Here is a 15709-nt window from a genome sequence, read left to right as displayed (position 1 = left end):
TCGTCAGCGCGGAGGCAGCTCGACGGTCCTGGCCGGGCTGAGCGCCACGTCGACGCGTTGGTCGTGAGCCTCCGGGTGGACGTCGTCGACGAGCTCGTGGTCGTAGACGAGCGCGACCCGCAGGGGACGCTCGCACGACGCGAGCGCCTCGTCGTAGTAGCCGCCGCCGCGGCCGAGACGGAACCCGGCGGCGTCGACCGCGAGCGCGGGCACGATCGCGACGTCGGTGCCCGCCAGGGCGTCGGGGACTGCCTCGCCACGAGGCTCGGGGATGCCGAACCGACCGATGACCAGCGCGTCCCGGCCGGCATACCGGACCCAGCTCAGCTGCCTGCGGGGGAGCGCCCGGGGGACGACGACCTCGACGTCCTCGGCGAGCAGCGCGTCGAGCAGTGGCCAGGTGGGCGGCTCCCGACCGACCGACAGGTACGCCGCCACCGAACGTCCGGCGTGCTCGCGGACGAGAGCGTGGGCGCGACGGCCCAGGGCCGTGCCGGCGGCGGCCACCGCGGCCTCGTCGAGGTCGGCGCGGGCCTCGAGCAGCTGCTCGCGCAGCAGTCTCTTGTCCGTCACACGACGACGGTAGTGCCTACGATGAGCGGCATGAGTGAACAGGGACTGACCGCGGCTCGGGAGACGATGGAGGCGGCGGGAGTCCCTCCTCGGGCGATCGAGGTCTTCGCCCACCACTACGCCGAGCTTGAGGCCGGCGCGACCGGCATGATCCACGAGTCCGACATCGACCCGCTCGACCCGCCGCCGAGGCTGGCCGACGCCCAGGTGGGCGAGAGCCAGATGCGCGACGCTCTGGCGCGCACGGTCGTCATCAAGCTCAACGGCGGGCTCGGGACCTCGATGGGCATGGACAAGGCCAAGTCGCTGCTGCCGGTCCGTGGCGAGCGGACGTTCCTCGACATCGTGGTGGAGCAGGTACGGCGCGTGCGCAGCGTCTACGACACCGACCTCCCGCTGATCCTGATGGACAGCTTCCGGACCCGCGAGGACACGCTGGACGCGCTGACCCAGCACCCGGACGTCCCGGTCGAGGGCCTTCCGTTGGACTTCCTCCAGAACAAGGAGCCCAAGCTGCGTGCCGACGACCTCACGCCGGTGTCGTGGCCGAAGGACCCGACCCTGGAGTGGACTCCGCCCGGCCACGGAGACCTCTACACCGCGCTCGACGCGTCCGGCACGCTCGCGGCTCTGATCGAGGCCGGGTACCGCTACGCCTCCGTCTCGAACTCCGACAACCTCGGCAGCTATCCCAGCCCGCGGATGGCCGGGTGGTTCGCGCAGTCCTCCGCGCCGTACGCCGCCGAGGTGTGCCGCCGCACTCCGGCCGACGTCAAGGGCGGCTACCTCGTCCGTCGCAAGTCCGACGGTCGGCTCGTGCTGCGCGAGACGGCACAGACGCCGAAGGAGGACCAGGCGCTCGCCGACGACACCACCCGCCACCGCTGGTTCCACACCAACAACCTCTGGTTCGACCTCGAGGCGCTCGCGGCCGTCATCGAGGCGCGCGACGGCGTCCTGGGGCTCCCGCTGATCAAGAACGTCAAGACCGTCGACCCGACGGACCCGACCTCGCCGGAGGTGATCCAGGTCGAGTCCGCGATGGGTGCGGCGGTCGAGGTCTTCGACGGTGCCGTCGCCATCGAGGTGGAGCGCGAACGCTTCCTGCCGGTCAAGACGACCGACGACCTGCTGCTGGTCCGGTCGGACTTCTACGACCTCGACGAGGACTTCCACCTCGTCGCGCGCCGCGAGGACGCGCCGCTGGTGAGGCTCGACAAGGAGCACTACAAGCTGGTCCGCGACTTCGACGCGCGGTTCCCCCGTGGACCTGTCTCGCTGGCCGACGCCACGGCGTTCACGGTGCAGGGGGACTGGACCTTCGGGGCCGGTGTCCGTGTCGTCGGGGAGGTCACGGTGCCCGCCGAGGGCTCACCGGGGACGATCGACGGCGGAACGGTGCTCGAAGGGTCTTAGGCTGTCGCTCATGCGTACCGTCGACGAGCACCTCGCGAAGCTGCTCGACCTGATCGGCCCGCTCCAGCCGTACGAGCAGCCGCTGCTGGAGTCCATGGGCTTGCCGCTCGTGGACGACGTCGTGAGCCCGATCGACCTCCCGCGGTTCACGAACTCCGCGATGGACGGCTACGCCGTCCGTGCGGTCGACGTGCACGGTGCCAACCGGGAGTTCCCGGTGCGGCTGCCCGTCGTGGGCGAGCAGGCCGCCGGCTCCAGCACGCCGATGGCGCTGACCTCCAAGACCGCGGTCAAGATCATGACCGGTGCACCGCTGCCGTCCGGGGCCGACACGGTGGTGCCGATCGAGCTGACCGACGGCGGCGACGCCGAGGTGCAGGTCTACCAGGCCCGTCGGGCCGGCGAGAACGTCCGCCCCTCCGGCGAGGACGTGGCCGCGGGTGAGCTGGTCGCGGAGGCCGGCACCGTGCTCGGCCCGCGCGAGGTGGGGCTCCTCGCCTCGCTCGGTTTCGCCCGGCTCAAGGCGCGTCCGCGCCCGCGCGTCGTGGTCCTGTCGACCGGGACCGAGCTGCGTGAGCCTGGTGCCCGCCTGGACTACGACTCCATCTACGACGGCAACTCCTACATGCTCGCCGCGTGCGCGAGGGCGGCCGGTGCGATCGCCTACCGGGTCGGCATCACCTCCGACGACCCCCGTGAGTTCGCCGACGTGCTCTCCGACCAGCTCGTCCGCGCCGACCTCGTCATCACCAGCGGCGGGATCAGCAAGGGTTCGTACGACGTCGTGAAGGCCGCGTTGTCCGACCTCGGGACCGTCGAGTTCTGCGAGGTCGCGATGCAGCCCGGCAAGCCACAGGGCTTCGGGACCGTCGGTGACGACCGGACGCCGATCGTCACGCTGCCGGGCAACCCGGTGTCGTCGTACGTGTCGTTCGAGGTCTTCGTCCTCCCGATGCTCCGGCGGATGATGGGCAGGCTCCCGTACCGCCGCCCGCTGATCCAGGCGACCATGACCGAGGAGATCCGCTCGCCTGCCGGTCGCCGCCAGTACCTTCGCGGCTGGTTCGAGGTCTCACCCCGCGGCGCCCGTGTGACGCCCGTGAGCGGCCCCGGATCCCACCTGATCGCCGGCCTGGCGCGGGCCAACTGCCTGATCTCCGTCGACGAGGACGAGACGGCGCTGCACGTCGGCGACACGGCGAAGGTCCTCGTCCTGGACAGGGACTTCTGATGGGCGAGCCGCGTCTGACCCACGTCGACGACCAGGGTGCCGCACGGATGGTGGACGTTTCCGCCAAGGGCGAGAGCCGTCGCGAGGCCCGCGCCACCGGGATGGTCCGGACGACCCCCGAGGTCGTGGCGCTCCTGCGGTCCGGTGACGTGCCGAAGGGCGACGCGCTCGGGGTCGCGCGGATCGCCGGCATCATGGCGGCCAAGCGCACGCCCGACCTCGTGCCGTTGTGCCACCCGCTCGCGATCACCGGGGTCGAGGTCGACCTGGACGTCGTCGACGACGGTGTCGAGATCGCAGCGACCGTGCGGACGACGGGCCGGACGGGTGTCGAGATGGAGGCGTTGACCTCTGTCAGCGTCGCGGCCCTCACCGTCGTCGACATGATCAAGGCGGTCGACAAGCACGCCGTGATCGCCGAGGTCCGGGTCCGCGCGAAGTCGGGCGGCAAGAGCGGAGACTGGTCGACGTGAAGGCGCTCGTGATCACCTGCTCCAACCGCGCCGCGGCCGGAGTCTACGAGGACACCACCGGGCCGATGATCGTGCAGGCCCTGCGCGAGTGGGGTTTCGACGTCGACGAGCCGCTCGTCGTGCCCGACGGACCACCTGTCGAGGAGGCGCTCCGGGAGGCGGTCGACCTGCGTCACGCGGCCGTCGTCACCACCGGCGGGACAGGGATCAGTCCCACGGACGCCACGCCCGAGGCGACCGCGAACGTGCTGGACCGCGAGCTTCCGGGAGTGGCCGAGGCGATTCGCGCGTACGGCGTCGCCCACGGGGTGCCGACAGCCATGCTGTCGCGCGGCCGGGCCGGGGTCGCCGATCAGACGGTCGTCGTGAACCTCCCGGGCTCGCGCGGTGGTGTGCGCGACGGGCTGGCCGTGCTGGCCGACGTCCTCGTCCATGCCGTCGAGCAGGTGGCCGGGGTCGACCACGTCCGTGACGCCGGAGGTGCGTCCTGAGCGCGGGCTGGCCGGCGACGCTTCAGCACGGCGACGTCGGCCTGCGCCCCATCCGCCGCGGTGACGCACGGGTGTGGGCGCGGCTGCGGCAGGAGTCGTCCGACTGGCTGGGCCGGTGGGAGGCGACGCTGCCGCGATCGGCGCCGTCCGGGACGCGTTCGTACGGCGCGGCGGTCCGTTCGCTGCGGCAGCAGGCGTCCCAGGGTCGGGCGCTCCCGTTCGTGACGACGTACGGCGACGGCGACGAGATGATCGGCCAGGTCACGGTGTCCGGGATGACCTGGGGCTCGGCGCGCTGGGCGCAGATCGGCTACTGGATCGCGCGGCCCTACGCCGGTCGCGGCATCACGACCACGGCGGTGGCGCTCGCCACCGACCACTGCTTCGAGGCGCTGGGACTGCACCGCATCGAGATCGCGATCCGTCCGGAGAACCGTTCGAGCCTGCGCATCGTCGACAAGCTCGGTTTCGACCGGGTGGGGCTGGCGCCGCGCTACCTGCACATCGACGGGGCGTGGCGCGACCACCTGCTGTTCGCGATCACCGCCGAGCAGGTTCTGCCCGGCGGGCTCATCGCGAGGGCCGACGCGGCCGGCGTCGATCGCTGACACCGCAAGAACCGCCGCGCGACACACCGGGCGAGGTCCGCAGGGGTGACCGTCCGCAGCACGTACGGTTCATCTGTGGGTACCGGTCTGATCTTCGCAGCCGTGATCGCCATCTGGGTGGCGTACGGCGTTCCTCTGGCGCTCCGGCGCCACGAGGAGGCGACGCGCGCCGGGTCGGTGACCAGCTTCTCCGGGGCGCTGCGGGTGCTCACCCACCGCAAGGACGACACCGACCAGGTGACTCCGGATGCCTCGCCCGCCCCGGCCGACGAGAGCGAGGCCGTGCCCGCCGAGGCGTCCGAGTCTCGTCCCGCACCGCGCCGTCACAACCGTCGGGCCGCTCGTCTCGCGGCCCGCCGCCGTCGTCGGGTGCTGCTGACCCTCCTCACGGCGTGCGCCGTCGTCGGCGGCCTGTCCGTGGCCGGCATCCTGCTGCCGTGGGCCGCCGCGATCCCCGGTGGTCTGGTCGTCGCGTGGCTGGTGCTGTGCCGTGTCATGGTGCGCCGAGAGATCGGCCGACCGGTGCGGCTGCCGAGGGTGAGTGACCCGGAGGCCCGCGCCGCCCGTGCTCGCCGTCGCGAGGCCCGTCGTGACGAGCGACGCGCTGCGCGCGAGGCGGAGAGCGACGTCGAGCTCCAGGTCGATCCCGACACCGAGATGACCGTGATCCTCTCCGGCCAGATCGAGGACCACGAGCCGGCTCGACGCAACGTGATGGTCCGCGGTCCGCTGCCCGAGGGTGCGCTCGACCAGCAGGTGCACGACGCGATCGCGTCGGCCACCACCTCGGGCACGACGCTCTGGGACCCGGTGCCGGTCACCCTTCCGACCTACGTCACCAAACCCGCCGTCGCGCGGACGGTCCGGACGATCGACTTCGGTGACGGTCCTGCCGCCGGTGCGGCCGGGACGGGCGTCCCCGAGAGCGACTCCGACTCCGACGTCGGCCGTCGCGCCGTCGGTGACTGACGGGCCGTCGCGCCCCGGGTTCGGGACCCATCTGATCGCGTGGTAATCTCGATCTCGCTTTGGGGCTATGGCGCAGTTGGTAGCGCGTCTCGTTCGCAATGAGAAGGTCCGGGGTTCGAATCCCCGTAGCTCCACCAGCCGAAGGCCGGGTTCGCAGTCGCGGACCCGGCCTTCGTCGTTCTGCCGCGGTCACCGGTTCTTCTGCGCGATGGCGGTCGCGGCGTCGCGCAGCAGCCCCGGCGCCACGCGGCGGTGGACGAAGGCGACCGCCGGCCAGACGATCGCCGCGAGGCGCCGGTCGTAGCGCATGGAGGTCACGAGCGTGACGGAGCCCGCAGCGGCCAGCACGACCAGCTCGCCGGTGAGGAACCATGAGCGGGCCTCCAGGCGGACTGCCTCGTCGGTGCGCGCCGCGACGCGCCAGCCTCCGATGGTGTCGCGCGAGCGGCGGTGGGTGATCCGGAGGCCCAGCAGCCCACGGAAGAGCAGCGTCCCGAGCAGGCCCGGGGTGTTCCCGAACATGACTCGGGCCCAGTGCTCGGCGGTCGTGTCGACGTCGGACCTGTGCGAGAAGACGTCGGCGTAGTCGGGTGCGTCCAGCGCGCTCCAGCTGGTGGTGGGTAGCTGCATGATGCCTCCTGCATCGTTTATACGGCACCGAATAATGTACGGTACCGTATATCGCCGTCCGGCGGAATGGTCCTCGATCCAGGAGTCGTCACATGCCCGCTTCCCCTCGCGTCACCCGTGAGCGGTGGATCGCCGCCGGACTCGAGGCGCTCGTCGACGGTGGGCCGAGTGCGGTCCGTGTGGAGACCCTCGCTGCCAGGCTGGGAGTGACCAAGGGCGGCTTCTACGGATACTTCGCCAACCGGGACGCGCTCCTGGACGGGATGCTCGCCGAGTGGGAGCGCCGCAGCACCGACGACGCGATCGCCGTCGCCGAGAAGGAGGGACGCAGCGTGCGCGAGACGATGAAGCTCGCCGGTTCGCTGACCTTCTCCGACGCCCTGCTGCCGATCGACCTCGCCGTCCGGGCATGGGCACGGCACGATCACGGCGTGGCCGAGCGTCTGCGCCGGGTCGACAACATTCGCATCGAGTTCCTGCGGGCGATGTTCAGGACCTACATCACCGACGAGTCCGAGATCGAGGCACGCAGCACCCTGGCGTTCGCCACGGCCATCGGGCAGCACTTCATGGCGGCCGACCACGGGGCGTACACCAAGGACGAGGCCGTCGACCTCGCCGCGGCCCTCGTCCTGCGACCGTCGGCACCGGCCTAACGGCGCAGGAGGCGCCGTCCCGCGAGGTACGCCGCCGCCACCGCCGCCAGGAGCGCCGCCCAGGGGAGCAGGAACCCGACGACTCGGAGGGCGACGGCGACGGTGACGACGAGCGCGTCCCACCCGCTCATCAGGGCACCGACGAAGCCGGAGCTGCTCGGGACCTCGGACCCGTCCTCCGAGGAGATCGACACGCTGTACGTGGCCATCGCGACCTGGTCGGACAGCCCGCGGCGCTCCGCCTGGAGTGCCTCGAGATCGGACTGTCGCTGCGAGAGGGTCTGTTCGGCCGCGAGGAGGTCGGCCGTCGTGGACGCCTTCGTCATCAGGTCCTGGAGGCGGGCCACGGAGATCTCGAGCGCTGTGATCCGTGCGTCGAGATCACGCCCCTGAGCGGAGACGTCCTCTGCGTCGATCGTCAGTCCGGAGATCTTCCCGAGCTCACGCAACCGCTGCGTCGTGTCGCCGGTACTGCCTGTGGGGACGCGCAGCCGGAGGTCGATTCTCGTCCCGCCGTCCTCCGTCTCCTCGGACCGCGACTGGACCCAGCCGCGCTCTTCCTCCGCCCAGCGCGCGAGGTCGTCGGCGGCCGCTCCCGGGTCGTCTGTGGCAACGTGTGCCGACGCGGTGGTCACGATCTCGCGTACGCCCTGCACGGGGTCGCCCGTCCCTGGTCCGCCGGTCCCTGCTCCGCCCTCGGTGCTGCCGTCGGTCAACGCGCGCCCCTTCGTCTCCGTGGCCGACAGCGTGTCCGAGGACGAGTCGTCCGAGCCCTGCTGCGGCAGCACCGTCACGCCTCCGGCGAGCACTCCGACGCCGAGCCCGGCGACGAGGATCGCGGAGGCGGCCACGAGCACGAGCCTGCGGCGCTTCGTACGGACGAGCGAGGCATCGAGGTCGATCCGCCCGGTGACGCGGCGGTACATCCGGTCGACCTGCTCGTCGGTCAGCTCGGGGATCTCGGGTCGGATGCTCATGCGGGCCCCCTCAGGTCCTCGGTGGCGGCGCGGACACGACTCCGGATCCGCGCCACGCGGTTGCGTACGGCTGCATGGCTCACGCCAAGCGCGTCGGCGGCCTGCGCGTAGGTGAGGTCACCGACGACGCACCTCTCGAAGAGCTGTTGGTCCAACGGCGACAGGCCGGCGACGCTCTCGCGCACGCGGGCCATGAGCACCGCGGACACCGCCTCGTCCGAGGGCTCACGGTCGGTGCTGGGCAGGGCGTCGTCGAGCTGCTCCCACTGGCGGCCACGCTTCCGGCGGAGGTTGAGCGCCACGTTCTTCGCAGTGGCGAGCAACCAGGGGAGCACCGACGTGTCGACGAGGTTGATGTCGGACCGCCGGCGCCACGCCGTGATGAACACGTCCTGCGTGATCTCCTCGGCGTCCTGCGCGGTGCCGATCAGCCGGTACGCCTGCCAGTACACCGGCCTGACGTGGCGTGCGTACAGGTCACCGAACGCGTCGCGGTCACCGCGTCGCGTCCGAGCGAGCAGCATCCGGTCATCGGCGGCGTGCTCCGTCGGCAGGTCGGTCGTCATGCTGCTCCGTTCGCAGGGCCTCACCTGGTCCATGTCGCGAGGAGCCCGACCGTCTCATGGTTCGGCCGTCGACGACCAGGGTGTTCTGGTTGGCGGCGAGGGCCGCGGGCGGGCAGCATCGCTTCCGCTCTGCGTCCGTGCCGCGGCGGTGCCAGGCTCGGGTCATGAAGGCACCCACGACGACCATGGCCGACGGGCTCGAGCTGCCGACGATCGGCCTCGGAACCTATCCGATGGACGACGCCGAAGCCGCCGACGCCGTCCGCAGCGCCCTCGACATCGGCTACCGCCTGGTCGACACCGCCGCCTCGTACGGCAACGAGGCGGGAGTGGGGCAGGGCGTCGCGATGAGCGAGGTGCCTCGTGACGAGGTGGTCGTCACCACCAAGCTGCGCGGAGAAGACCAAGGATACGAGCCGACGCTGCGCGCGTTCGGCGAGTCGCGCGAACGGCTCGGGCTCGACTACGTCGATCTCTATCTCATCCACTGGCCTCTCCCGCGGCTCGACCGGTACGTCGACTCGTGGCGGGCGATGATCCGGCTGCGCGACGACGGGCTCGTCAACAGCCTCGGCGTCTCCAACTTCACGCCCGACCAGATCGACCGCCTCGTCGCCGAGACCGGCGTCGCTCCCGTCGTGAACCAGATCGAGCTCCACCCCTACTTCGTGCAGGACGAGCTGCGGGCGTACGACGCCGACCACGGGATCGTCACCGAGGCGTGGCAGCCGCTCGCCCGCAAGACCGACCTTCTCACCGAGGCGACGATCGTCGAGATCGCGGAGCGGCACGGGGTCACCCCGGCCCAGGTCACGCTGCGCTGGCACGTCCAGCGTGGCGTGGTGCCGATCCCGAAGTCGAGCGACCCGCGACGGCAGCGGGACAACCTCGACGTCTTCGGGTTCTCACTGAGCGAGGAGGAGATGGTGGCGATCGGCGACCGTCCGCAGACGCGCAGCGGCGGGGATCCGGACACGCACGAGGAGCTCTGAGCTCCGGCAACCTGCACCAGGTGTCGATCGACCGGTGGCTCGTCCGTCATCACGGTGTCAGGATCGACACCGACGGAAGGACCTCCGATGTTGTACACGCTCTTCATCCACAACGCCGACCCGCGTGACGCGGGCATCAGCGAGGACGACATGGCGCCTGTCAAGGCCGCGTTCGAGACGTACGTGAAGGACCTCGACGAGGCGGGCGCCTTCGTCACGACCCAGATCCTCGGCATGCCGGAGGTGGCGACGACCGTGACCGCGGTCGATGGTGAGCCGAAGATCCAGGACGGGCCGTTCGCCGACACGAAGGAGTACGTCGGCGGGATCGTCGTCATCGACGTGCCCGACCTCGACGCTGCGCTCGCCTGGGCGCAGAAGTGCCCCGGGGCGACCTACGGGACCGTCGAGGTCCGGCCGACGGCGCTCACATGGAGCCGTGAGCGGCAGTGGTACCAGCCCTGAGGGCGTACGGGGAGGCGGAGCGGGCGGCCCGTGCCTCGTACGGCCGCCTGCTCGCGCTCCTCGCGGCCGCCGACGGAGACATCGCCACCGCGGAGGACGCTCTGGCCGACGCGTTCGAGAGGGCGCTCGTGACCTGGCCCGAACGTGGCGTGCCGGACAACCCGGACGCATGGCTGCTCACCGCAGGGCGCAACCGCCTCCGCGACCTCTATCGCTCGGCGGCACATCGGACGTCCTCGCCGATGCCTGACGAGGCGATCGCGGTCGTGGACGCAGACCAGTCGGCCGCCGGCCGCATCCCCGACGAGCGGCTCGCGCTCCTCTTCGTGTGCGCCCACCCGGCGATCGATGCGTCGGTCCGCACGCCATTGATGCTCCAGACCGTCCTCGGGCTGGACGCCCAGCGGATCGCGGAGGCGTACGTCGTGCCGACCACCGCGATGGCGCAGCGGCTCGTGCGTGCGAAGCGCCGGATCCGTGAAGCCCGGATCCCCTTCGTCGTCCCCGACCGTGACGTCATGCCGCAGCGGCTTCCTGCGGTGCTCGAGGCGGTGTACGGCGCGTACGCGATCGACTGGTCCGCGGTTCCGAGCACCACGCTTCGGACCTCGACAGCCGGGGAGGCCCACTACCTCGCGGTGCTCCTCGCCGCGCTGCTGCCCGACGAGCCCGAGGCGCTCGGCCTCGCGGCGCTGGTCTCCCTCTCGCTGGCACGCGCAGGAGCACGCACGGACGAGGTCGGCGCGTACGTGCCGCTCGACGTCCAGGACCCCGCTCGATGGGACGACGAGCTCATCGCGCACGGAGAGCGCCTCCTGCACGCGGCAGCCGACCGGGGCAGACCTGGCCGGTTCCAGCTGGAGGCAGCGATCCAGTCGGCGCACTGCGACCGCGCTCGCACCGGCCGTACGGACCACGCCGCGCTGTTGCGGCTGCACCGGGCCCTCGTCGCGACCGCGCCGACCCTGGGAGCGCAGGTCGCACTCGCCGCGGCCACCGCGCGTGTGGAGGGGGCACGAGCCGGGCTCGCTGTCCTCGACGGGGTCACGGCGGCGTCGGGCTCCGACGCCGCTCGCCGGTTCCAACCGGCGTGGGCGCTGCGTGCCCACCTGCTGGCCGAGCTGGGGAAGCAGTGCGCGGACGAGGCGAGGGCGGCGTACGCGAAGGCGATCTCGCTGACCACCGATCCCAGGAGTCGCGCGTTCCTGCAGGAGAGCCACGACCGACTCGGTCGGCGCTAGGGGATCAGACCCAGCGGGAGAACCACATCCGCTGGAGCCACTCCTCGTGGGTGATCAGGATGTCGGTCCAGATCGGGAAGAAGAACGCGGCGAGTGCCAGGGCCACGGCCACGTAGGTGCCGAGGGCCGCGGGCGCCCACCACCGCAGACGGCTTCCGCGGGACCCTCGGAGCAGCCGACCGGCGACGAGCGCGATCGCGGCGCACGTGAACGGGACGAAGGCGGTCGCGTAGAAGAGGAAGATCGGCCGGTCGTCGTAGGCGAACCACGGCAGCCAGGCCGACACGACCACCAGCACGAGGAGACCGAACCGCCAGTCGCGGTCGCGCAGCCAGTACCAGACGGACGCGACGAGCGCGGCGAGCCCGCCCCACCAGACGGCGGGGTTGCCGAGGATGAGCACCTGACGGATGCACGTCTCGGTCCCGCTCGCCGCGCACCCCGGCGTCGAGGCGGCGAGGTCGGTCTGGGCGTCGACGCCGACCGGACGGTTGAGGACCAGCCACCCCCACGGGTCCGACTGGTACGGGTGAGACTTGCCGGCGAGGTAGTCGCCGGTGTGGAACGAGTAGACCATCTGGTGGTAGTGCCACAGCGACTCCAGCGGTCGCAGCAGCTCTCCGATCAGCCCTCTGTCGGTCTTGTCGATGGCTGACCCCCACGGTTGCGCGTCCCCGTAGCCGAGCCCGAACCGGCCCTCGAAGACCTCGTGGTTCACCAGGAACCCCGTCCAGGTCACGACGTACACGACGAGGGCCACGATCACCAGCGACACGAACGCGGGAAGTCCGTCGACGATCATCGAGCGCCACCACGCACCGCGTACGCCGATCGCCCGACGGTCGATCACGTCGAGCACCCAGACGAAGACGCCGACGGCGGCGAGGACGTACAGGGCGCTCCACTTGGTGCCGACGGCCAGCCCGAAGCACACCCCGGCGGCGAGGCGCCACGGGCGCAGCAGGAGCATCCGGACCGGACCGAAGCCCGAAACGGTCTCGGTGGTGGCGTAGCGCCGGGCGATCCGGGTGCGACCCCACTCTCGGTCGGCGACGACGCACGCGACCGCGCACACCAGCCAGAACGCGAGGAACACGTCGAGGAGCGCGAGCCGGGACATCACCAGGTGCACGCCGTCGACGGCGAGGAGCAGGCCCGCGAGGCAGCCGAGCGCCGTGGAGCCGCTGAGGCGGCGGACCATCCGGGCGAGGACCAGCACGGTCAACGCACCGACGACGGCCGCCGAGATGCGCCAGCCGAACGCGTTCATCCCGAACAGCTGCTCGCCGATCGCGATCATCCACTTGCCGACCTCGGGGTGGACGACCTGTGTCGGCTCTCCGGTCCACAGACCGGTCGTCTGCCCGGCCTCGACCTTCGCGTTGGCGTCCTCGACCCAGTCCTGCGCGTAGCCGAACCGCAGCAGCGACCAGGCGTCCTTGGCGTAGTAGGTCTCGTCGAAGAGGAGGCGCGGTGGATACTCCAGGCGCCAGACACGCGCGGCGAACGCCAGCAGCGTGACGGCGATCGGACCCAGCCAGCCGAGCAGCCGGGGGGAGTCGGCGATCCGCGAGCGGAACCGGTCGCGCAGCGGCGGGAGCGGCGCACCCTCGGGCGTGCGGCCCAGCGGCGCGAACCTCTCGCTGCTCCCGTTGCGCTCGTCGACGGTCACGGACACTCGGCAACCCTAGCGGCCGCCACGTGGCGGCGAAGCCGGTCGCGGACGGCGACCGTAGGCTAGGCCCGTGCTGGTCCTCGCCGCGACACCCATCGGGAACCCTGCCGACGCCTCGCAGCGACTGCGCGACCTGCTGGCGGGTGCCGATGTCGTGGCGGCCGAGGACACCCGTCGGCTGCACCGACTCGCCTCAGACCTCGACGTACGCATCGGCGGGCGCATCGTGTCGTACTTCGAGGGCAACGAGTCCCGGCGCACACCGGAGCTCGTTGCCGACCTCGAGGCCGGCCGTACGGTCCTGCTCGTCACCGACGCCGGGATGCCGAGCGTGTCGGATCCCGGCTACCGCCTCGTCGCCGCCGCGGTCGAGGCCGGGCTCGAGGTCACGGTCGCCCCAGGCCCTTCGGCGGCGCTCGCCGCGCTCGCCGTGTCCGGGCTGCCCGTGGACCGCTTCACCTTCGAGGGATTCCTGCCGCGCAAGACCGGCGAGCGTGACCGCGGACTCGCGGCACTCGCCGACGAGCCGCGCACGATGGTCTTCTTCGAGTCGCCGCACCGTACGGCCGACACGCTCGACGCGATGGTGGCGGCGTTCGGCCCCGAGCGACGCGGCGCGGTGTGCCGCGAGCTGACCAAGACCTACGAGGAGGTCCGGCGCGGCACCCTCGAGGAGTTGGCGTCCTGGGCGCGCCCTGCCGGGGACGACGAGCGGGTCCGTGGCGAGATCACGATCGTGGTCGACGGCGCGCCGGCGCGTGAGTACGACGAGGCGACCTTGCTCGAGATGGTCGCGGCCGGCGAGCGTGCGGGCATGTCGCGCAAGGACGCCATCGCCGACGTCGCCCGCCGCACCGGCGTGCGCCGACGCGCGGTGTTCGACCTCGTGCACCGCTGAGCGAGCGGGATCGGGTCGTGATCCCGCTCGCCCGGCGGATCAGCGCACGCGCAGCTTCACCGGCTTGCTGGTGCTGGACTTCGCGCCGCTGCGGACCTGGTGGCGCGTCTGCGGTCCCGGGGCTGCGACGAATCGCGCGCGGATCTTGTAGGTTCCCTTCCGGGAGAACCGCTTCAGCGTGATTTTCACCTTGTTGGTGTGTGGGAACGCGGAGGCCTTCCACGCACCAACCTTCTTGCCGTTCGCCGTGACGACGATCGACCCGACGATCTGGTGGGGCGCGATGCCTCCTGGCACGGTCACTCGCACGGTGACCTTCGGCCGCGCGCCGCGGCGTACGGACTTGGGTCGCAGCGACACCTTCGTGCGCGAAGCGCGGGGGATCACGGTGATCGGCGCTGCTCGCGCGGTCGACGGCGACACGAAACCAGATGTCGACACACGGGGCCAGAACGACGCCTCGATCTGCGTCACCACGCTGAGCCGGCGGGGGAGCCGCATCGTCGCGACGCCGGAGGCGTTCACGTCGGCGTAGGCGATCCAGCTGAGGTATTCGCAGCCGCTCTCCTCGACGCAGTCTCGCGGACCAGCGCTGAACCGCACCTCGCCGGCAACGGATCCGCCGTCGGCTGCGGTGACCTTCGCCGTCGCAATGATCGTGTCGGTCTCGCCGAAGCGAGCCGACCTCTTCGACAGTGTCAGTGCTGTCGTCGTGGTGCTCCGGGACACCGCGGTGCTCTGGGACTTGATGACGACCGGCGTGTAGCCGGGACGCGAAGCGGTCACGTGAACCGAGAGACGGTGTGACCGATCTGCGGGGGTGCTGACGTACTCCGGTCCGGTGGCCCCGGCGATCGCCGCTCCCGATCGGTACCACTGGTAGGTGATGGACAACTTGTCGTTCGGGTAGTTGAAGAAGCGGCTCCAGCGATCGACAGCAATCTTGTCAGCGCCCGATGCGCTGGGCATCACGCTGAGCGAAGGAGTAGCCGCCAGCGGTCGGATAGATGCTGGAACCCTGAGGCTGGTGGGCGCCTTCGCGTCGGCCTTCACGACGACGACGGACGTGCGCCATGCTCCGTCGACGCCGCGGTACTTCACGGTGTGCCGGCCGGGCTGGAGAGTGCGCAGCCTGTACGAGTCGTCGAGCGGGGTCGTCCGCCACTGCCCGTTGCCGTTCCCGTCAGCGCGCCGCCGGTAGGTCACCGTCCCTAGGACCGGCTTCAGCCCTCGGTCGTCGACGAACGTGACTCTGAGCTCGCCCGCGGCAGCCAGCTTCGTGTGGTGCCGCTTCGACGTCTTGCCGGTCTTGACCTTGAACGACTTCCCGCCCGCGGCGGTCAGGGTGCGACCTGACGGCCGCCCGTCCCACACCGTCTCCCCGCCGAACCATCGGTCCGCGGCGTTCCAGCTGTTCGATCGGGCCAAGAGTCGGTACGTACCTGCGGGGACCCGCTTGATGGTGAAGGCGCCCGAGCGGGTCGTGCGGACGGACTTCTGACGCACCCAACGGTTGACCGCGGTGCGGCGGTAGGCAACCACCGTGACGCCGTCATGCGCCCGCTTGTCGGGAGCGGCTGTCGAGACCTTCCCGCTGATCGTGGACCTGCCCTTCGACGTCGCGCTCGCGGGCTGAGCGGCGAGCGGCAGGCCAGCGACCATCGCGACCGCGACCAGGATCACGGACATTCGCCGCCACGGGCGCAAGATGGCGGAAGCAGTCATGGAGGTGTTCCTCGTCTCGTAGTAGGTGCGACCAACCATGGCACATTGAAGGGGTGAGCGGCGCGCAGGAGAGAGCTCGGCTCGGACAGTCGTACGAGGAGCCCGGCGGCGCGGACGGACGAG

17 protein-coding genes and 1 tRNA gene are annotated in these 15709 nt (G+C 71.2%); 12 read left to right on the top strand and 6 right to left on the bottom strand.

Features of this window, described 5'->3' with window-relative positions; all coding sequences use genetic code 11:
- Positions 1-3: 3 nt before the first annotated feature.
- Complete coding sequence (locus KV097_RS13480) at positions 4-573, bottom strand: 5-formyltetrahydrofolate cyclo-ligase (RefSeq protein WP_220366168.1); 570 nt, start codon at positions 571-573, stop codon at positions 4-6.
- Between the two features lie 30 nt (positions 574-603).
- Between KV097_RS13480 and KV097_RS13475 the strand changes: the two genes are divergently transcribed.
- The 7 genes from KV097_RS13475 to KV097_RS13445 all read left to right on the top strand — a co-directional run bounded on the left by KV097_RS13475 (position 604) and on the right by KV097_RS13445 (position 5898).
- Complete coding sequence (locus KV097_RS13475) at positions 604-1989, top strand: UTP--glucose-1-phosphate uridylyltransferase (RefSeq protein WP_220366167.1); 1386 nt, start codon at positions 604-606, stop codon at positions 1987-1989.
- A 10-nt stretch (positions 1990-1999) separates the two neighbouring features.
- Positions 2000-3220 carry a gephyrin-like molybdotransferase Glp gene (gene glp, locus KV097_RS13470; protein ID WP_220343582.1) on the top strand — a complete coding sequence of 407 codons (1221 nt, stop codon included), beginning with the start codon at positions 2000-2002 and terminating at the stop codon, positions 3218-3220.
- Entirely contained in the window at positions 3220-3693 is a 474-nt protein-coding gene (moaC, locus tag KV097_RS13465; RefSeq protein ID WP_220366166.1) for a cyclic pyranopterin monophosphate synthase MoaC, read from the top strand. The genes glp and moaC overlap by 1 nt, the downstream gene beginning before the upstream one ends.
- Positions 3690-4184: a molybdenum cofactor biosynthesis protein B gene (locus KV097_RS13460; RefSeq protein ID WP_220343584.1), complete on the top strand. Its 495-nt coding sequence runs from the start codon at positions 3690-3692 to the stop codon at positions 4182-4184. The genes moaC and KV097_RS13460 overlap by 4 nt, the downstream gene beginning before the upstream one ends.
- On the top strand, positions 4181-4792 hold the full coding sequence (locus KV097_RS13455) for a GNAT family N-acetyltransferase (RefSeq protein ID WP_220366539.1): 612 nt from the start codon (positions 4181-4183) through the stop codon (positions 4790-4792). Before KV097_RS13460 ends, KV097_RS13455 begins: the two co-directional genes overlap by 4 nt.
- A 75-nt stretch (positions 4793-4867) precedes the next feature.
- Positions 4868-5761, top strand: coding sequence for a hypothetical protein (locus tag KV097_RS13450; RefSeq protein WP_220366165.1), 894 nt, complete (start codon positions 4868-4870; stop codon positions 5759-5761).
- A gap of 61 nt (positions 5762-5822) precedes the next feature.
- Positions 5823-5898 (top strand) — tRNA-Ala (locus tag KV097_RS13445).
- A gap of 52 nt (positions 5899-5950) precedes the next feature.
- Here KV097_RS13445 and KV097_RS13440 read toward each other — a convergent pair.
- The gene (locus tag KV097_RS13440) at positions 5951-6391 is read right to left on the bottom strand and encodes a DUF2867 domain-containing protein (protein WP_220366164.1); all 441 of its coding nucleotides are present in this window, start codon (positions 6389-6391) and stop codon (positions 5951-5953) included.
- Positions 6392-6483: 92 nt separating this feature from the next.
- Here KV097_RS13440 and KV097_RS13435 point away from each other — a divergent pair, with 92 nt between their 5' ends.
- Positions 6484-7047 carry a TetR/AcrR family transcriptional regulator gene (locus tag KV097_RS13435; RefSeq protein ID WP_220366163.1) on the top strand — a complete coding sequence of 188 codons (564 nt, stop codon included), beginning with the start codon at positions 6484-6486 and terminating at the stop codon, positions 7045-7047.
- Here KV097_RS13435 and KV097_RS13430 read toward each other — a convergent pair.
- A complete protein-coding gene (locus KV097_RS13430) occupies positions 7044-8024 on the bottom strand; it encodes a DUF4349 domain-containing protein (protein WP_220366162.1) in 981 nt (326 codons plus the stop codon). The genes KV097_RS13435 and KV097_RS13430 overlap by 4 nt on opposite strands.
- Positions 8021-8590, bottom strand: coding sequence for an RNA polymerase sigma factor (locus KV097_RS13425; RefSeq protein WP_220366161.1), 570 nt, complete (start codon positions 8588-8590; stop codon positions 8021-8023). Before KV097_RS13425 ends, KV097_RS13430 begins: the two co-directional genes overlap by 4 nt.
- Before the next feature lie 164 nt (positions 8591-8754).
- On the opposite strand from KV097_RS13425, the gene KV097_RS13420 reads away from it, so the two are divergent.
- From KV097_RS13420 to KV097_RS13410, 3 genes are all read left to right on the top strand, one after another.
- Positions 8755-9582 (top strand): aldo/keto reductase, encoded by an 828-nt coding sequence (locus tag KV097_RS13420; protein WP_220343590.1) that lies wholly within the window; start codon positions 8755-8757, stop codon positions 9580-9582.
- Positions 9583-9669: 87 nt separating this feature from the next.
- Entirely contained in the window at positions 9670-10047 is a 378-nt protein-coding gene (locus KV097_RS13415; protein ID WP_220346181.1) for a YciI family protein, read from the top strand.
- Complete coding sequence (locus tag KV097_RS13410; RefSeq protein WP_220366160.1) at positions 10032-11288, top strand: RNA polymerase sigma factor; 1257 nt, start codon at positions 10032-10034, stop codon at positions 11286-11288. Before KV097_RS13415 ends, KV097_RS13410 begins: the two co-directional genes overlap by 16 nt.
- A 4-nt stretch (positions 11289-11292) precedes the next feature.
- Here the strand turns inward: KV097_RS13410 and KV097_RS13405 are convergent, their stop codons facing one another.
- Positions 11293-12966, bottom strand: a complete 1674-nt coding sequence (locus KV097_RS13405; protein WP_220366159.1) for a dolichyl-phosphate-mannose--protein mannosyltransferase — start codon at positions 12964-12966, stop codon at positions 11293-11295.
- A 67-nt stretch (positions 12967-13033) separates the two neighbouring features.
- Between KV097_RS13405 and rsmI the strand changes: the two genes are divergently transcribed.
- Positions 13034-13861 (top strand): 16S rRNA (cytidine(1402)-2'-O)-methyltransferase, encoded by an 828-nt coding sequence (rsmI, locus tag KV097_RS13400; RefSeq protein ID WP_220366158.1) that lies wholly within the window; start codon positions 13034-13036, stop codon positions 13859-13861.
- 39 nt (positions 13862-13900) lie between these two features.
- On the opposite strand, the gene KV097_RS13395 is transcribed toward rsmI, so the two are convergent.
- Entirely contained in the window at positions 13901-15586 is a 1686-nt protein-coding gene (locus KV097_RS13395) for a hypothetical protein (RefSeq protein WP_220366157.1), read from the bottom strand.
- Positions 15587-15709 lie beyond the last annotated feature (123 nt).

Origin of the sequence: Mumia sp. zg.B17 (genome assembly GCF_019550915.1) — a bacterium.
Classification (GTDB): domain Bacteria; phylum Actinomycetota; class Actinomycetes; order Propionibacteriales; family Nocardioidaceae; genus Mumia.
Note: the sequence above shows the minus strand (reverse complement) of the source record. Positions and strands in the feature narration are given on the sequence as shown.